Annotated in this window: 16 protein-coding genes; 9 read left to right on the top strand and 7 right to left on the bottom strand. The window is 64.9% G+C overall.

Features of this window, described 5'->3' with window-relative positions:
* Nucleotides 1-58: 58 nt before the first annotated feature.
* A complete protein-coding gene (locus AZG88_RS01995) occupies nucleotides 59-1114 on the bottom strand; it encodes a zinc-binding dehydrogenase (protein WP_061043995.1) in 1056 nt (351 codons plus the stop codon).
* Between the two features lie 416 nt (nucleotides 1115-1530).
* Between AZG88_RS01995 and AZG88_RS49445 the strand changes: the two genes are divergently transcribed.
* The gene (locus tag AZG88_RS49445) at nucleotides 1531-1695 is read left to right on the top strand and encodes a hypothetical protein (RefSeq protein ID WP_373560039.1); all 165 of its coding nucleotides are present in this window, start codon (nucleotides 1531-1533) and stop codon (nucleotides 1693-1695) included.
* Nucleotides 1696-2143: 448 nt separating this feature from the next.
* The gene (locus tag AZG88_RS53260) at nucleotides 2144-2524 is read left to right on the top strand and encodes a hypothetical protein (protein WP_231913782.1); all 381 of its coding nucleotides are present in this window, start codon (nucleotides 2144-2146) and stop codon (nucleotides 2522-2524) included.
* 120 nt (nucleotides 2525-2644) lie between these two features.
* Here AZG88_RS53260 and AZG88_RS01985 read toward each other — a convergent pair whose 3' ends face one another.
* Nucleotides 2645-3106 carry a QcrA and Rieske domain-containing protein gene (locus tag AZG88_RS01985; protein ID WP_061696881.1) on the bottom strand — a complete coding sequence of 154 codons (462 nt, stop codon included), beginning with the start codon at nucleotides 3104-3106 and terminating at the stop codon, nucleotides 2645-2647.
* A gap of 1092 nt (nucleotides 3107-4198) precedes the next feature.
* On the opposite strand from AZG88_RS01985, the gene AZG88_RS53255 reads away from it, so the two are divergent.
* Nucleotides 4199-4423, top strand: a complete 225-nt coding sequence (locus AZG88_RS53255; RefSeq protein WP_061043991.1) for a response regulator transcription factor — start codon at nucleotides 4199-4201, stop codon at nucleotides 4421-4423.
* A 506-nt stretch (nucleotides 4424-4929) separates the two neighbouring features.
* A complete protein-coding gene (locus AZG88_RS01970) occupies nucleotides 4930-5433 on the top strand; it encodes a DinB family protein (RefSeq protein WP_061696879.1) in 504 nt (167 codons plus the stop codon).
* Nucleotides 5434-5929: 496 nt separating this feature from the next.
* Here AZG88_RS01970 and AZG88_RS51420 read toward each other — a convergent pair whose 3' ends face one another.
* Nucleotides 5930-6121, bottom strand: a complete 192-nt coding sequence (locus tag AZG88_RS51420; protein WP_143548650.1) for a hypothetical protein — start codon at nucleotides 6119-6121, stop codon at nucleotides 5930-5932.
* Between the two features lie 106 nt (nucleotides 6122-6227).
* Here AZG88_RS51420 and AZG88_RS01965 point away from each other — a divergent pair, with 106 nt between their 5' ends.
* Together AZG88_RS01965 and lexA are read left to right on the top strand one after the other, a co-directional pair.
* Nucleotides 6228-7598: an MFS transporter gene (locus tag AZG88_RS01965; RefSeq protein ID WP_061696878.1), complete on the top strand. Its 1371-nt coding sequence runs from the start codon at nucleotides 6228-6230 to the stop codon at nucleotides 7596-7598.
* 487 nt (nucleotides 7599-8085) lie between these two features.
* Nucleotides 8086-8748 (top strand): transcriptional repressor LexA, encoded by a 663-nt coding sequence (lexA, locus tag AZG88_RS01960; protein WP_037179205.1) that lies wholly within the window; start codon nucleotides 8086-8088, stop codon nucleotides 8746-8748.
* A gap of 92 nt (nucleotides 8749-8840) precedes the next feature.
* Here the strand turns inward: lexA and AZG88_RS54915 are convergent, their stop codons facing one another.
* Nucleotides 8841-8969, bottom strand: a complete 129-nt coding sequence (locus AZG88_RS54915; protein WP_257014434.1) for a hypothetical protein — start codon at nucleotides 8967-8969, stop codon at nucleotides 8841-8843.
* Between the two features lie 447 nt (nucleotides 8970-9416).
* Here AZG88_RS54915 and AZG88_RS01955 point away from each other — a divergent pair, with 447 nt between their 5' ends.
* Nucleotides 9417-10304, top strand: a complete 888-nt coding sequence (locus tag AZG88_RS01955; RefSeq protein ID WP_005241415.1) for an AurF N-oxygenase family protein — start codon at nucleotides 9417-9419, stop codon at nucleotides 10302-10304.
* 16 nt (nucleotides 10305-10320) lie between these two features.
* Complete coding sequence (locus AZG88_RS01950; protein ID WP_061043987.1) at nucleotides 10321-11724, top strand: FAD-dependent oxidoreductase; 1404 nt, start codon at nucleotides 10321-10323, stop codon at nucleotides 11722-11724.
* A gap of 325 nt (nucleotides 11725-12049) precedes the next feature.
* On the opposite strand, the gene AZG88_RS01945 is transcribed toward AZG88_RS01950, so the two are convergent.
* Together AZG88_RS01945 and AZG88_RS01940 are read right to left on the bottom strand one after the other, a co-directional pair.
* Complete coding sequence (locus AZG88_RS01945) at nucleotides 12050-12460, bottom strand: hypothetical protein (RefSeq protein ID WP_231913776.1); 411 nt, start codon at nucleotides 12458-12460, stop codon at nucleotides 12050-12052.
* A gap of 441 nt (nucleotides 12461-12901) precedes the next feature.
* Nucleotides 12902-13825 (bottom strand): LysR family transcriptional regulator, encoded by a 924-nt coding sequence (locus tag AZG88_RS01940; RefSeq protein WP_005241421.1) that lies wholly within the window; start codon nucleotides 13823-13825, stop codon nucleotides 12902-12904.
* A gap of 186 nt (nucleotides 13826-14011) precedes the next feature.
* Here AZG88_RS01940 and AZG88_RS01935 point away from each other — a divergent pair, with 186 nt between their 5' ends.
* Nucleotides 14012-15301 carry a glutamate dehydrogenase gene (locus tag AZG88_RS01935; protein ID WP_061043986.1) on the top strand — a complete coding sequence of 430 codons (1290 nt, stop codon included), beginning with the start codon at nucleotides 14012-14014 and terminating at the stop codon, nucleotides 15299-15301.
* Between the two features lie 159 nt (nucleotides 15302-15460).
* On the opposite strand, the gene AZG88_RS01930 is transcribed toward AZG88_RS01935, so the two are convergent.
* Nucleotides 15461-16687 (bottom strand): NAD(P)/FAD-dependent oxidoreductase, encoded by a 1227-nt coding sequence (locus tag AZG88_RS01930; protein WP_061044028.1) that lies wholly within the window; start codon nucleotides 16685-16687, stop codon nucleotides 15461-15463.
* Nucleotides 16688-16702: the final 15 nt, after the last annotated feature.

The following is a 16702-nucleotide window of genomic DNA, read 5'->3' as shown; positions in this document are numbered from 1 at the left end:
ATCGGGATACTCCGAGTGTCGGACTGCGGCGGATCTGGCGTGTGGCGCCGACTCGGTGTCAGGCGTTGAGCACGACCTTGAGCGCCTGCGTTTCGGCGGCCCGGCCGAACACGTCGTAGGCCTTCTGGATGTCGCCGAGGTCGAAGGTGTGGCTCACGAACAGGTCGGCGGGCAGGGTGTGTTCGGCGACCATCTTCAGCAGCGTCGCGGTGGTGTCGGTGTTCACCAGGCCCATCGCGATGTTGATGTTCGAGATCCACAGCGTGTCGAGCGGCAGTTGCACGCCGGTGCCGTGCACGCCGACGTTGGCGACGTGCCCGGCGGGGCGGACGACATCCAGACACATCTGGAAGGTCGCCGGTATCCCCACCGCCTCGATGGCGACGTCGACGCCGAGCCCGTCGGTCAACGCCATCACCTGGTCCTTCCAGTCCTCGTCACTGGACAGCACACCGTGTGTGGCGCCGAATCGCTTCGCCTGTTCCACCCGGTTCGCGTCGAGGTCGACGGCGATCACCTTCGACGGGCCGTAGAGGCGCGAGGTCATGATCGCGGCCAGCCCCACCGGCCCCGCGCCGACGACCACCACGACGTCACCGACCTTGACGTGCCCGTACTGCACGCCGATCTCGTGACCGGTCGGCAGAATGTCGGACAGCATCGCACCCTCCTGCGGTGTCACCCCGGCAGGCAGCGGATACACCGACGTCTCGGCGAAGGGCACTCGGACGTATTCGGCCTGCGTGCCGTTGATCAGGTGCCCGAAGATCCAGCCGATGCCGGACGCGCCCTCGTCGGCCAGGCAGTGCGAGAACACCCGCTGCTTGCACATGTCGCAGTGCCCGCACGCGGAAATGCAGGAGATAATGACCCGGTCGCCTACCTGTAACGAGGTGACCGCCGAGCCGACCTCGGTGATCGTCCCGACGCCCTCGTGGCCGAGGATGCGCCCGTCCTGCACCGCGGGCACGTCGCCGTTGAGGATGTGCAGGTCGGTGCCGCAGATGGTGGTGGTCTCGATCTTGACCACCACGTCCGTCGGCTTCTCAATGGTGGCGTCGGGGACATCCTCCCACGCCTTCCGGCCGGGACCGTGGTAGATCAGTGCCTTCATCAGCTGGCCTTTCGACTGTGGCCATCATCGGCGGGCCCTCGACGGTGACCGCCTCTACCGCCTCCCATCAGCGAACGAGGCGGGGGGCTCGGCCGGGTCGCCGGAACTGCCCACTCGCGCTCGCCGCTGCGGGAATTGGCGCGACGGCGCCGAAATCGCCCGGCTTGCGCCTTAATCTTATTCCGACGTACTCGCGCCGCACACGGGATCCAACCTGAACGAAGAGTGCATGCTGGATGGTTGACACACCAACTTCGGATCGCCTTTTCGATTGTCTACGGGGCTCTGCTAACGCCCGAGGTCGAAAAGGGCTACAGGATCGTTGGATGTCGAGGCCGTCGAGTGGGAGCAGATCGTCAAGCACGTGCCCGTTGACGAGTCGTATACGGACAGCGTTTCACGAACGGCTCGATACCTTGACCGACCGGTTGGCGTTGATGTGTCACCACGCGGGTGAGGTCATCGACGTGGCTACCGGCGCCCTGGTTCATGCGGACCTGGCCCAGGCCGAGAGGGTCTTCGACCTCAACGAGCAGGCCCGGCATCATCCGGATGTCACCCACGGTGGGTGTGGGGGATAGTGCAATGGTCGTCACGCTCGCGAGTTTCATCTGCCTGGTCCCGTAGCCGGGCGCTGCGCCGAGAACGACGGATCGGCTTCAGGTGGTGCCCCAACGTGTGCTCCGATGAAGAGTCCTTTGGCCAAGATCACCATCAAGCAATGCTCGGTGACCTCGTCGGAACACCGGCATACGCACGCCGCACGCTGCACGGCTCTGGGGGTGGTCGACTGGTCGAACCTCTTCGGTGTTCACTCGAATCATTACAAGCACTGCGAAGGCTCGACCTGAGCTGGTCGACACCATGGCGGCGCCCTTCATCGACGCAGGGGAAGGATGACCGGGAGGAAACCGGATGCAACGGAAGCCCGCATGCTGCTGTCGGTGATCGAGTACGCCCAGAACCCGGTCGCAATCGCCGACTACGACACCGGTCGCCTGCTCTCTCAACCCCGCCGGAATGCACCTGATGGGACTGACCGACGAGGCCTCCGTCGCGGCTCGCTGGGCGCCGGAATTCTTCACCGACGTCGGATTCGTGCAGGCCCCCGACATGGAATCGACCCTGCTCGATCAGGGCAAGGGGGAGGGTCGGTCGGAATTTTGGCACTTCCTCACCGGTGAACCGATCCCGGTGACCCTGCCCGGGCCCCCTCGTCGTCCCCTCCACAGTGGCGAGGTCGGCAGGCGACGGCCCCCCGGTGAGCCACCAGGAGCTGACACCCCACGGGTCGTGCTTCGCATCGTGGAGGTGGTTGATTTCCGCGACGAGCGGTCGGACCTTCGCGGTCGCCGCGTCGAATTGGAAACTTGGGTAGAGGTGGCGCGTAGCTCCGCGCCGAGATACTGATCGCCGCTCATGACAGCTCCTCCGTGGCGACAGCAATGACAGGTACGCGCTCGTCGTTTCTGTCGCACGACGAGTCAGTCGCCCGCATCAGCGTGGCCACCGACGGCGCTGTCACATACCTCAGCCGACCACGACCGAGTCACCCTGAACGGAGACGTTTCGTGGTGCGAGCGGAGCGGACGCCGGACCGGTGCGCACAGTCCCGTCGAGATTGAACTTGCTGCCATGGCACGGGCAATTGATGGTGCCGCCGGAGACGTCGGAGACGGTGCATCCCGCGTGTGTGCATGTCGACGAGAACCCGCGGAAGTCACCACCGGTGGGCTGTGTGACGACAACATCGCCGAGCACCGCGCCGCCACCGACGGGAACCTCGCCGGTCGGCACGGCTGCACTCGCGGGATTCGTGGCTGGCCTGGCGCTGGCGCCGGGCGCAGCCGAGGCGCGGGTTCTGCGGAACAGCGCGCTGCCGGCGGCCAAGGCGGCTGCCGCAGCCCCGATACCGACGAGAACTGTACGGCGCGGAAGTGTTGGCTGGGCGCTCCGCAGGCTCTGCTGCTGGTTACGGTCGTCGGACGGCATGTCAGGTCGCTCCCTTGTCTGGGGGTGGGGTCGATGCGGACCCCTCATTGGTTATAACGAGGGACGGGGACGACTGGTTCACAATCGCCACACCGGGCAGTCTGTGCCCGACTCGGCGGATGGCTGAGAACCGTTCACCGTGGCGGTCGGTTCGCTCTATGGGTCCGTGACGGGTTGGCGGCGCTCGCTGTCCGGTACGGGGTTGCCGACGTGCAGGTGACGAGTGTGGATGTGGCGCCGGGCGAGATGCTGGATGTGGCGGTTCGGAATCCGGCCAAGCCCGATCAGGTTGACAGGTGCACGTGTGACGGCGAGTGGCTGAGCGAGCCGAGTCCGGTGATGGTCTCTGCCCTGGAGGATCTGGATGCGCGGGCGTTCACGATCAGCGACGTTCCCGCCCTGAGTCGTGTCGAGTCCCGGATAGACGATGGCTTCGCGCAGAACTGTTTCGAGGAGGGCCGAGTGGCTGGGATATCGGTGAACAGGGTCTGGCCGACGGTGTTTGTCGTGTGCCGGGGCTCTCGACGCGCCATTGGTCCTCGACAATCGCTTGCGTCGAGTGCCTGCGTCGTGGCGGCGAGAACAGCGTCGCGGGCAGCTTGGTCGTGTGAGGGGCGGTTGGGTTGTTTTTGAATAGTATCGCGGTGCAGTGGATTTGGGTGTTCACGCCCATCGTGAACCACTGAAGAGGCCGAAGCGGAAGAGTTTGCGCGGCTGCGGGCGGAGAACACCCGATTGCGGCGAGATACCGCAGTCTGACGCACTTCGCAGAGCCGTGCATTCCTGCTGCTTGAAATGTTTGGGGCGCAGGGGAACGCTTCTCCCGTCTGGCCGCGGTCCGGCCCTCGATCCACGTGCGATGGCAGCGCGCGGTGAGGGCGGCGGTGGCGCTTGAGATGTGGTAACTCGTTTCATCCGGTAGGCAGTTCCTGGTCGCGTGAGTGCTCCGCGACCGCGCGCTTGCGCTTTCCTCGCGAAGAGCGCGGCGCCGGATCTGCTGCTGGAGTCGATTCGCCGCGCCGCGACGGCGACAGCCCGTTCAGCCCCCATCTTCTCCTCCGCGTCGTAACTGCTGCCGTCACCGCGCGTCGTGTGGCCGACCCTGCGTCCGAACCAGATTCGCTGGTCGGACTGACTCCGTGTGAGCGCGAAACCGCGATCTTGGTCGGGGAAGGCCTGTCCAACGCGGAAATCTCCGGCCGCCTGCGGATGGGTATCACCACCGTGAAGACGCACGTGGCCAGCGCGATGGCCAAGACCGGAAGCGACAACCGCGTCCAACTTGCGGTCACGGTCGTGCGGGCCCGTCTGAGGTAACCCGAGCCCGCTCGCCCATGGCGGCCGACCTGCGATGAGGGTGTCGTCCGTGATGTGGCGCGGCGGTGAATCTTCGCTGCGATGGGAGGTTGTGGACGCGGGATACCGAGATCCTGGTTGTCCTCGTACCGGACCTGAAACCGGTGCTGTGGATCCGATGCCGAGGATGCCCAGGACTTCTGATCACGGGCATCGGAAACCCGTGCACCCGACTTCTGAATCCGACAGTTTCCATCAGTTTCAGAAGACGACTGTTTCAACTGTGCGATAGTCTGTGCAGGGCAGTCCCCCGAACGCCCGGGCTGCGGTGTTGACGCCGGCCCGTTCTTGCGGCACTCCGGAGGCCGCAGTCCCTGACGGCAAGCGCATCAAATGCTCGTTCCCCTTCTCGGCGCCGGACGTTTCGCTCCTCTCCCGAAATGGATCGCCGTCTTGCGTAACCCGGCCCGACCGTTACATTGCGGACGGTCCTTGACCAACTACACGACAGGATGGTGTGAAAGCGTATGGCCACCAATGCAATTGCTACCGGCACGGAGCGATCGATCATCGAGGACATGCTCGACCGTAACCGTGAGGCATTGATCGAGACTGCCCGCGGCCTCTCTGATACCGACGCTCGCCGGCGACTCGTCGCATCGCTGACGACACCGATCTCGTTGATCAAGCATGCCGCTGCCGCGGAACGGATCTGGTTCCAACGGTTCTGGGCAGGACTCGACGAATCCGAATGCGATGGATACTCGCGCCGCGACGAGGGCACCTTCGCCGTCGCCGACGACGAGTCGCTGGCAGATGTGATCGCTGAGTTCGAGCGAGCAAGCCAACGATCACGTGCGATCGCGTCCCGCTTCGATCTCGATGATCACAAGGACAATCCCCGCGAGGGAAACGTCAGCATGCGATGGACACTGCTTCTGATGATCCAAGAGTTCGCCAGGCACGCAGGTCATGGCGACATCCTTCGCGAACAGATCGACAAGCCTGTACTGCGACAGCCGAACTCGTGAAAATTCTGGTGACCTGACGCATGTCACCCGCAATGGTGTGTTCTACCGATCGGTCGCGTGCGAGGAGCTACCGTCGCCGATTGCCGCAGCAACCACGACTGGTGCGGCACGCCACGTGCACCGGAGGTCGCTCCCCGCGGATACCCCTCACCTGGACGATGGACTGCAGGATCCGCGTCGAAAAACCATCTGAACTGGTCTGGTGACACGCGTCCCGCGGGCCTCGGGAACGGTCCATCAGCCCGACACGGACAGGCGTCTGGGTGTGCCCGCAACAGCGAGTGCATGTGCGAGGACCTGGGGGCCCGTGCGACGGGGTGCGGGATCGCAATAGGGCCGGTTCGGGTGTGATGGTGCTGTGACCTGGTGTGATGGCATGTCCCCGGTTTGTGATGTGGGGTGTCGGCGCCGTGGCGCGGTATCACCTTGTTCTGTAGGTAGTTTCAGCATTTGGGCACAATAAAGCTCATCTATGTTCGAATAGTGCTTGCGGTTATCACATTTCGTGTTTTGGTGTTTGATTTCGCGTGGAGGGGCGCAGTTCTTCGGCGACCGGTGTCCCGGCGGGTATGCGGGCGCGGACGCCGTCGTCTCGGGCTTGGCGATGTCGAGGTGAAATCGTCGAGCCGACCTCGGCCGATTCTGCGGCGCGCGGGTTCTGGTCGAAGACTTTCCAGTTGGAAGCCATGATCCTTCCGGTGTGCTGATTGCGTGGTGACGACCCGGGCAGCGAATTGACACCGCCCCTGGGTGACTCGCCCAGGTGTGGGAGGGCGATCCGCTATCGTCGACGGATGAGCGATGACGCGACTCCGTCCGGTCCAACCCGCGCTCCGACGAGCACCCGGCGGGCGGTGCTCAACACGATGAAGGGTTCGGCAGGAAACCTCGTCGAGTGGTATGACGTGTACATCTACACGGTCTTCGCCACGTATTTCGAGGCGCAATTCTTCGACGAGAACGACGCCAACTCCACGCTGTACATCTATGCGATCTTCGCGGTCACTTTCGTCATGCGACCGGTGGGGTCCTGGTTCTTCGGCCGGTTCGCCGACCGTCGTGGCCGCAAGGCGGCCCTGATGCTCAGCATCACCATCATGTCATCGTGCTCCTTCGTGGTGGCGGTCATGCCGACACGCGAAGTCATCGGGTATTGGGCGGCGGTGATTTTGGTCCTCGCTCGGCTTGTCCAGGGATTCGCCACGGGTGGGGAGTACGGCACCTCGGCGACGTACATGTCCGAAGCGGCGACCGCGAATCGGCGCGGCTTCTTGTCGTCTTTCCAGTACGTCACCCTCGTGGGCGGTCACGTACTCGCGCAGTTCACGCTCCTGATCGCGCTCAGCGTTCTCGATGTCGAGGCGTTGAACGATTGGGGATGGCGGATCGGCTTCTTCATCGGCGGCATCGCCGCCCTGGTCGTGCTGTGGATTCGGCGTTCGATGGACGAGTCGCTCAGCGAGTCGCATCTGAAGGCCATCCGTGCGGGTGAGGACCGAACGGCGGGGTCCTTGACGGCGTTGTTCACCAAACACTGGCGTCCGCTGCTGCTGGTGTTCCTCATTACCGCGGGTGGCACGGTCGCGTTCTACACCTACAGTGTCAACGCGCCGGCGATTGTGAAGTCCACCTTCGGGGCCGACCGGGCGCTGACGGCGACGTGGATCAACCTGCTGTCACTGATCTTCCTGCTGCTGCTCCAGCCGGTCGGCGGCATCATCAGCGACCGCGTCGGTCGCAAGCCCCTCCTGATCTTCTTCGGCGTTGGTGGCGTTGTCTACACCTACGTCCTGCTCACCTACCTCCCGCAAACCACCTCGCCGCTGATGGCGTTCGCGTTGCTCGCCGTCGGCTACGTCATCCTCACCGGGTACACCTCGATCAACGCGATCGTGAAGGCGGAGCTGTTCCCGGCCGACATCCGCGCCTTGGGCGTGGGTCTGGGCTATGCGCTCGCGAACTCCGTCTTCGGCGGTACGGCGCCGGTGCTTTTCCAGGCGTCCAAGTCGGCCGGTCACGTGGGCTGGTTCATCTTCTACGTGACGGTCGTGATCGGGGTCAGCTTGCTGGTCTACATCTTCGGGCTGAAGAACAAGGCGGTCACGGTACTCGATCGCGAGCAGGGGAGCGCCTGGGACGTGCGGGTGTCTTCGGGGCTCCGCTGAGTTGATCCCCGCGGTCCGGGTTCCGGGGATCGGTGCCGGCAGCGTTTGGCCCGTGAGAGCAAGGTGACTGCCTGGACGGACCACCCGGCAAAGCGGATCCCGGCGGACCCATACCCGCAGAAGCTCGAGGTACGCGCCAGCCGCCGCAAGCGTTGAGCAGGACGACGCGAACTCGCGGCACGCGAGTGCCGTCACGCGGCGTGTTCTGGTCAACCCGTGAATGGCTGCGGATACCGCGTTGATACCTTCCGCCGCGATCTGCGACACGACTGCGCGACCGTCGCCTGCGGGAGGTCGAAATCGGCAAGTCCGCCGTCCCCGTCTGAGATGTCGAGCCACTAACGGCCTGGAGTGCCTCGACCGAGTCCGCATTTCAGCGAGGTGGGACGGGCGGGGCCATCTTGCGCCACAGCCGGGAGACCCCGCTCCTGGTCCGCACGCCTACACCGTGCTCGAGGGGGCTGTCGTCACCCCCTACCATTCTTCGGTGACCGATTACGACGATCTCGACATGTTCGGTGGCCTCGACGCCTCCACTCTGCCATCGCGCCAGCAGCGGATTCTGGCAACGATCCGGGACTGGGTGGCTGCACACGGATGCACGCCGAGCACCCGACAGATCGGGGACGCGGTGGGCCTGCGGTCGACGTCGTCGGTGTCCAAGCATCTGAAGAGCCTCGAGGAAAAGGGCTTTCTCCGAAGGGGCACGGCAATGGCTCGGCAATTGGACGTGCGCCCGTTCCTCTCCGAGGCGAAGCAAGGCCGCTCGTCCGAAAACAATGTGACGGTCCCGGTAGTCGGCGACATCGCAGCCGGCGCACCGATCCTGGCGGAGGAGCACGCCGATGAGATGCTGACGCTCCCTCGCGAGCTCGTCGGCTCCGGCACCGTCTTCGGGCTGCGGGTGCGCGGCGAGTCGATGATTGACGCCGCGATCTGCGATGGCGATGTCGTCGTGGTGCGCCGCCAGGACGAAGCCCATTCCGGCGAGATCGTCGCCGCGATGATTGATGGCGAGGCCACGGTGAAGGTGCTCCGGCGCCGCGATGGCCACGTCTTCCTCGAGCCCCGTAATTCTGCCTACGCCGTGATTGACGGTGACGACGCAGTCGTGCTGGGCAAGGTGGTATCGGTGATGCGCCGGATCTGAGGATTGGGCAACCTGAACGGTGCAACGCGCCTCGAGGCTGTTGCCCGGCTCCACGAGGATGGCCGGGCAGCGAGATCACCGGCTGACCGCAGTCACCACGCGTCGTCGTCCCACTCGTCCTGATCGGCCGCCAGCGCAGCGCCAACCGAGGCGGGCGCGGGGGCAACCGGAGCCTCCTCCGCCGGCTTGTCCACCATCACCGACTTTGCCTGCGCCTCCATCGGGGCTCGCGGGCTCGTCGTCAGGACCCCCCGCGGCTCCCGCCCACCATCGGAGTTCGGGACCTGCTGGTAGCCCTGCGCAGCGAGTTGCGGCGGAGACGGTCGTCAGACCCGGGTTCTGCGTGACGCCGAGTGGCTCGAGGAAATCCTTGCGCAGGGTTTCGCCTCGTGATCGGCCACGGTTCCCCACAACAACTGCGTGTTACTTGAATTCTCATGAAAACGCCGAGACATTCAAGATCAATTCAGTGGATGCGGCGACCTGATCGTCGAGTCGTTGACGAGGTACGCTGCAAGTTCTGCGATTGCTTCCGTAACCGACTAATGTGCCGGGCGGAACACAGGTGAGGCAGAGCGCAAGGGTGAGTTTTGGCACCCGGGATAAACACAATTGCTCTCTAATCGATTCGAGATTCGAGTGAAACAGGATATAGGAGTAGAGAAAGGATGACGACATCCGGAAGCGATGCGATATTCGATACTCTCTTGGAATCGGCTAAGCGCCTCTCATTCGATCCCCGGGACCCCCTGGTTTGCCAACCCGATTCAGATGGCGCCGAATTTCACGGGATGACACCCGAGTGGTCGCCTCTCTTCGGCACCGCTACGTGGGACTCCATGACCGAGTCGGAGCGCGTCCGGCTCACCAGAAGCGAGGTCGCGCAGTTCCTGGGTGTCGGAATCTGGCTGGAGGTGGGATTGCAGGTGGCATTGCTGCGGGCCAGCCACAGTGCGGACCCCGCTCGCTCGGACGTCAAGTTTCTGTTCAACGAATGCGCCGACGAGAACCTGCACTCGTTGATGTTCGTCAACGTCATCGACAGCATCGGATCGCACTTCTATCGACGTGACCGCTCACTGGACTTTTTCGGATGGCTGTTCAGGACCATCGCGTGGGACGAGGTGGCGTACGGAATCGTACTGGCCGGCGAAGAGATCTTCGATGTCATGCAACGTGACTGGATGGCGAGCGAAGACGTCGCCGCGCCCGTCCGCAGGGCTTGCTATATCCATGTTGTCGAGGAATCCCGGCACATGGCGTACGCGCGTCAGAAAATCCGGACTCGGTTGACCACGATTTCGCGCGTCCGACGGTTTATCAGCACCCTGATCATTGCGATGGGAACGCACCTCGTCGCGAAGAGCCTGATCAATCGTCGAATGTACGAGGATCTCGGCCTGGATTGGAAGGTCGTAGGGCCGGAAATAGATGAAAACGAACACCACCGGATAATGTTCCGCAGGGCCGCAGAACCGTTTATCGAATTCCTGAGCAGAGAAGGGCTGCTGAATTTCGGCGCGCGATGGATCTACCGAAAATCGAATCTTCTCTGAGCGAGCAGGAGTCGTTGTGACCCACGTTGTCCTGGGGCATTGTTGTAAGGATGCCTCGTGCGTGCGGGTGTGCCCGCAGAATTGCATTCACCCTGCCCCCGGCGAAGCGGGTTTCGAGTCGGCCGAGACGCTGTACATCGACCCGCGCTCGTGTATCGATTGCACCGCCTGCGTCGAGGCCTGCCCGGCGTCTGCCATCAAACCCGAGTGGATGTTGACCGTCACCGAACGGCCCTACGCGGCCCGCAATGCGGAGTTCTTCGAGCAGGCTCCCGCCAAGTCCCGGCCCCGGTCGCGACGGATCCGCTTCGAGCAACCGCTGGGCAAACCCAGCGACAGGCTGAAGATTGCCGTCGTTGGATCCGGGCCGGCGGCGATGTACACCATTCGTGAACTCCTTCGACGATCGACCTCGGTACGCGTCACCGTCTTCGAGCAACACGGCGAGATCGGGGGCCTACTGCGCCGGGGCGTCTCCCGGGACCACGTCGGCGTTCGCGACATGATGCGGCTCTTCGACGTGCCCTTCAACGACGATCGCGTCACAATCATCCACAACACGGAAGTCGGTGTGGATGTCTCGGTCGAAGACCTCCGGACCAGATTCGACGCCATAGTGCTCGCGTGTGGCGCTTCGCAGCCGAGGCGACTCGGACCCGCGACTGCGGATCGCGGCGAGTGTGTCTATGAGGCCATCGACCTTCTGGTGGCCGAGAACTCTGGGGCGTCCGGCTTTCGCCCGCGCGGGCCGCTGGGACCGCGATCCCTCGTGATCGGGGCGGGAAACGTCGCCTTCGATGTCATCCGATGGATGGCCAGGACACGCGACCGAGGTGCCGCCGCTCGAGCGGTGACGGAGGTGGTGGTGTTGTCGCGATCGGCCCCGGATCGCGCCTCCTTCACACCGTCGGCGTTCTACGAGCTTCTGGACCTCGAGAACGCCGAGGTGCTGATCGACCGTTCCGGCCGTCCCCCGAGCGCCGGTGCCGATGCCCCGCTTCTACGTGACATTTCCGCCCTGCCCGCTGCCGACATTTGCGCGGGAGACGGCCCGACCCCCACCGACGCTGGCAGGCTGCGCGTTGTGTTGTCCTTCGGACAGGAAGTGACCGGTCTCGGGAAGGCAGTGGCCGGCGGCGTCGCCGTCACCACGACGACCGGTCGGACCTTTCTCGCGGACTCCGCGATATGCGCCACCGGATTCACGACGAAGCAGATCGACGGCATCCCCGTGGACGAGCGGGGGGTCGTGCCTAACCGCCGAGGACGAGTGATCTCTCTCGAGACGGGCGAGCCGCTCGACGGACTGTATGTCGTCGGATGGGCGAAACGAGGCGCCGTCGGCGGCGTCGGCGACAACCGTAGTTGCGCCACGGGAACCGTGACGCAACTCGCCGCAGACCTGCACTCGCGGGTGTAACCGGGCGCCCGATTCGACTTCGATCGCGCAGCCGCCGCAATGAGTCTGCTGGTCGAGGACGGCCGGATCACCCGCACTACGCGATCAGCAACCCCGCACAAACTGGGGCGGCTGGGAAGGGTGGCGGAACTGCGGCGGTGACGGTCCTTCGGTGGGTGTTCGACGGGGAGTGCACGGCTCGTCTACGGCAACGAGCTGGACTGCGCGGGTCGGGTCACGTCACGGTCGCGCTCCCGGTGACGAAGAACGGTGCCGTGTTGCCGAAGCAGAAGGACGGTCACGTTGGACCTCTTCGTGGGGCCGCCCGGTGCGCCGACGCCGGCGGTCACGGAGTGTCCGTGTGTGGCGTCCGAAGGGCACCGAGATGTCGGATTGTCTTGTTCCTGAGCTGTCGGTTGTTCTTTGGTTCCCGTGCCGACTTCTGGTCTTCGATCTGCCGGATCAGCTCATGCTTCGCTGCGCCGAGAGCCTGAACCAGGTGGGGATCGGTGGCGGCCGCCACTAGCGGCGGAAGGCCGGGGAGCGTCGTGCGTAACGTGACTCGCTGTTCTTTGCCGCCCCGGTCTTTCACCGAGATTTCCACGTCCACATCGCTGGGGTCCCAACGCCCGAGGTGCGGTGCGAGCGCCGACAACACCTCTCGCACGTGCGCGCGGTCCTTCTCTTTGAAGCCCGCGCCCATGCGTAGCGTGTGCTCGTCGAGGACGTCTCGTCTCTTGTCATCGGTTGTACTCACCGTGGCCTCATCTCTGGACTCTCACCTCGACGGTATACCCTTTCCGCGGATAGTCGTTCGAGGTCGTGCGAGGTGTGAGTGCGACGTGCGACCGGAGCAACCGCAAATCGGTTTCGCCAGTGGCTGCTCCGAGCGATCCGGGCACATCCTCACCCACGCATTTCCCAACAAAATCAGCCACCGCATGGTTATGCACTGATTCGGCTCATCTCTCGTTCGGTCGATTCCGGGACACTTATCCGCGAGAGGCCTCGTGCAGGAGTTGACTTGCACTGCATCGCAATCCGGCGGCGGTGCGAGTGCGGATAGGGATCATTCATCCGACGGTTGTCCCCGGCGCTGTCCGGGGGGACCTGGACGTCTCCAGTTCAGTGTGATCCTGCCGGAAGTGCCTCTACTGGTGTAACCGTTCATGTCCGGTAAAACGTGTGTCGCCTACGGCTACGGGTACGGCGACCGCGCGGCGAGCCCCTGTGCGGCCGCCGCGGCGCGCACGGCGTCGATCACCAGTTGCAGCGGCGGTCGGTGCGCTGCTGTCCCCCGATGGGCGATGGAGATCGTCCGAGTGAGCGGTTCGGTCAGCGCGACGACGTCCATTCCTGGCGGGCGCAGCGTCAGTCCGAGATCGGAGACAAGGGTGACTCCCAGGCCCGCGGCAACCATCGCGAGTGCCGTCGCCTGCTCGCCGACCTCATGGTTGATCCTGGGTTCGAAGCCGCAACGCTGACAGGCCATGCGTACCGCGCGGCCGAAATGCGACTTGGGTCCCGCAAGGATCCAGGGATGCTCAGCGAGATCCGCCAGCGCTATGGTTCTGGCGGAAACCGTTCCCGGAGGCAGTGCTGCGTGCAGTCGTTCCACCGCGATCACCACTCTGGTCAACTCCGGGTCCCACTGCATCGGGTAGTCGGAATAGTCGATCACGAACGAGAAGTCCAGCGAGCCGTCCTGCACTGCGACTGCGGTATCTTCCGGCGCAAGCTCCCTCGTTCGCACCTCGATGCCGGGATGCTCGGCGGCCAGCAACGTCAGCGCACTCGGCACCAGGCTCGACGCGACGGACGCCCACACTCCAACGGTCAATCGGGCGGTGACCCCTTCCTGCGTTTGCTCGAGGGCAGTCGTCGCGCGGTCCACCGATCGCATGATCTCCTCAGCGTGCTCGGCGAGGAGCAGACCGATCTCGGTGAGCTGTACCCGCCGACCGCGCCGCTCGAATAGCTTTGCGCCGACGTCGCGTTCGAGCTGGGTGAGCTGTTGCGATACCGCGGATGTGGTGTAGTGCAAGGCCAGTGCCGCGGCTGTCACGGTGCCTCGGCGGTGCAACTCCCGAAGCATCCGCAACCGGCGCAATGACAGCTCCATGCCGCCAGCCTAGGCATCCATTCCGAACCGTCCAACCGGACCACGCGTTGCGCTGTGTAGAAAGCGTGAACGCAATCATCCAAGATTCGTAACTGGACGCCTGGTCACCAGCGCGCGCACTCTGGCGTCATCGGCTGAGTGGTCGTGGCGACGAAGATTTTCTGAGGACGATTGGGGTAAATCGAGGTGACTACGACGACGGAATGCGGGTTCGGACGCACCACCGAGCACCGAGAGTATGACCACCGTGCGAACACTGCGACGCAGCGCCACGTCGATGTGGCGACCGTGCACAGCGGTGAGCCCCTGTTACGTGTGACGTGGTCTGATCCGGTCACCGGAGCTCATGGTTACCTCGTCGTGCACACGTTGGTGTCCGACCTGGCAACCGGGGGCACTCGGATGCGGGCAGGCTGCACGATGTCGGAGGTCGAGGATCTGGCCAGAGGCATGGCTGCCAAGACCGCGGTTTTCGACTTGCCTGTCGGCGGCGCGAAGGGTGGCATCGACTTCGACCGGAAGGACCCCCGCGCCGTCGGTGTTCTGGAGCGGTTCTGTCAGGCGATGCGCCCGTGGCTGGCCGCGCACTGGGTGACCGCGGAGGATCTGGGGGTGCCGCAGCATCTGCTCGACGACGTCTTCGCGCGACTCGGCCTTCAACAGTCCTACCATGCGGCGATCAGCCGTGCGGAGGATCCGCAGGGGACTCTGCGCCGGGTACGGGCCGCGTTGAACGCCCCGGTGCCCAGTGGTTTTCTGCTGGGCGATGTGATCGGCGGTTACGGAGTCGCGCAGGCCTGCATCGGCACCGTGCAAGCGTGTGGATGGACTCAGGCCGAAACGACGGTGGCCATCCAGGGCATCGGAACCATGGGGGGCGGCGCGGCCTGGTATCTGTACGAGGCCGGTATGCGCGTGATTGCTGTCGCCGACGCCCTCGGCACGCTGTATTGCCCCGACGGCCTGGACGTTCCCGCGCTGCTCGACCTGCGGGACGGCTACGGCGAGATCGACCGCTCCCGCGTCCCCTCGTATGTTCAGAGGCTGCCGAGCGCGGCTGTGATCGCCACTGAGGCAGACATCCTCGTCCCGGCCGCGATCTCCTATGCGATCACGACGGATAACGTCGACCAGGTCGCTGCGAAAGTCGTGATCGAAGCTGCGAATGCCGCGACGACCCCGCGCGCCGAGGCGGTGCTCACCGGCCGGGGCATTCCGGTGGTCCCCGACTTCGTTGCCAATGCCGGAGCAGTCGCCTGGGCCTGGTGGGTACTACTCAGTCAGGTCGGCACCGACCCCGAGGACTCGTTCCTGCGGTTGCGTACCGAGATGCTGTCCAAGGTCGCGTTGCTGCTCGGGAAATGGATCCTGGACGGCGTGGCGCCACGGCAGACTGCATGGGACCTCGTCGCGGCCAACCGCAGTGCGCCGGCTCCCGCCGACCCTCCGGCAGTGCCGGCGCTCACCATCCCGTGAACGGTGAACGGTGAACGGTGAACGGTGAACGGTGAACGGTGGACGGTGCGGTCCCGTTGGCTTCCCGGACCATCCTCCCGGTGGGCTCGCCGCGTGTGACGAATTGCTTCCTGCGGCGGTGGCGCAGTAGGCCGCGACGAGTCCTCGATTTCCCGAAAGTCATTGTCCAGGATCGGGTCGTGCCTGCAGCGCCGGCGCGGCGGCGGCCAGCAGCGCGCCGCGGTCTCGGTTCAACGGGGGATAGATGCGCTGGGTGTTGATGGTGACCTTGGTGGCTTTGGCTTGCGCGCCGCGCGACACCACCTGGCGGTCCCACCCCTCGGTGTACACCGCGCCGGCCGGTCCCAGGTCGAGAATGGTGGCGTACCAGGGGATCCGGAGCGGGAGCATCGGCTCCCCGAGCAGGTCGCCGATGACGTTGTAGCCCGCGTAACGGCCCATCGGGCGCCCGTGCTGGCACGACATCACCGACAGGTGGTCGACGTCCACCTGCGCCGCGGCGACGTCACCGGCGGCGAATACTCCGGGGGAACCGATCACCCGCAGGTAGTCGTCGACCGGCACGCGACCGAGCCGGTCGCGCTCGCCACCGAGCTGTGCGGTCAGCGGATTCGCCCGCATGCCCGCACACCAGACGACGGTGCCCGCGGCCAGCACCTCTCCGGAGGAGAGCGTCACGCCGTGCTCGTCGACAGATGCGACGCCGACACCGGTCAACGTCTCGACGCCGTTGTCGGACAGCGCCGCTTGGATCACCGGTCGCGCCGATGAGCCCATGTCGGAACCGACGTAGGGGTTGTGGTCGATCAGCACCACCCGCGGCTCGACGTTGCGTCCCGCGCACACCTTTGCCAGCCTTCCGGGCAACTCGGACGCAGTTTCGATGCCCGTGAGGCCGGCGCCGACCACCACCGCGGTCGCCGCGTTCACGTCCGCTCGGCGGTCGGACAGCGCGGCCAGGTGGCGCTGTAGCTTCATCGCGCCGTCGTACGTATCCACGTCGAAGCCGAATTCCCGCAGACCGGGGATATCGGGCGTCGACACCCGACTGCCCAGAGCCATGACCAGACGGTCGTACCTCTGCGTGCGCTGTGCCCCGCGGCCCGAGACGGTGACGGTGCGCGCGGCGGTGTCGATCGCAGTCACCTCGGCGGCGATGTGCCCGACGTCGACCGGGTCCAGCACATCGCTCAGCGGGATACGGCACGCGCTCAGGTCTGCCTCGTAGTTGCGGACCCGGATGTCGTGGAACGGCTGCGCACTGATCACCGTGACATCGACGGTGCCCGCCGCGTGGAGTTCGTCGAGTCGCCGCGCCGCCCCCAGCGCGGCCCATAATCCGGCGAATCCCGAGCCGAGGACGAGGACGCGGTTGGGTTCAGTCACCCTGCCATCGTGCCA

The sequence above is a fragment of the Rhodococcus sp. LB1 genome, assembly GCF_001583455.1.
Lineage (GTDB): Bacteria > Actinomycetota > Actinomycetes > Mycobacteriales > Mycobacteriaceae > Rhodococcus_F > Rhodococcus_F opacus.
Note: the sequence above shows the minus strand (reverse complement) of the source record. Positions and strands in the feature narration are given on the sequence as shown.

Coding starts and splice junctions, on each gene's coding strand:
- AZG88_RS01995 (WP_061043995.1), bottom strand. CDS start 1,114: ATGAAGGCACTGATCTACCACGGTCCCGGCCGGAAGGCGTGGGAGGAT.
- AZG88_RS53260 (WP_231913782.1), top strand. CDS start 2,144: ATGGGACTGACCGACGAGGCCTCCGTCGCGGCTCGCTGGGCGCCGGAA.
- AZG88_RS01985 (WP_061696881.1), bottom strand. CDS start 3,106: ATGCCGTCCGACGACCGTAACCAGCAGCAGAGCCTGCGGAGCGCCCAG.
- AZG88_RS01970 (WP_061696879.1), top strand. CDS start 4,930: ATGGCCACCAATGCAATTGCTACCGGCACGGAGCGATCGATCATCGAG.
- AZG88_RS51420 (WP_143548650.1), bottom strand. CDS start 6,121: ATGGCTTCCAACTGGAAAGTCTTCGACCAGAACCCGCGCGCCGCAGAA.
- AZG88_RS01965 (WP_061696878.1), top strand. CDS start 6,228: ATGAGCGATGACGCGACTCCGTCCGGTCCAACCCGCGCTCCGACGAGC.
- AZG88_RS54915 (WP_257014434.1), bottom strand. CDS start 8,969: ATGGAGGCGCAGGCAAAGTCGGTGATGGTGGACAAGCCGGCGGAGGAG.
- AZG88_RS01955 (WP_005241415.1), top strand. CDS start 9,417: ATGACGACATCCGGAAGCGATGCGATATTCGATACTCTCTTGGAATCG.
- AZG88_RS01940 (WP_005241421.1), bottom strand. CDS start 13,825: ATGGAGCTGTCATTGCGCCGGTTGCGGATGCTTCGGGAGTTGCACCGC.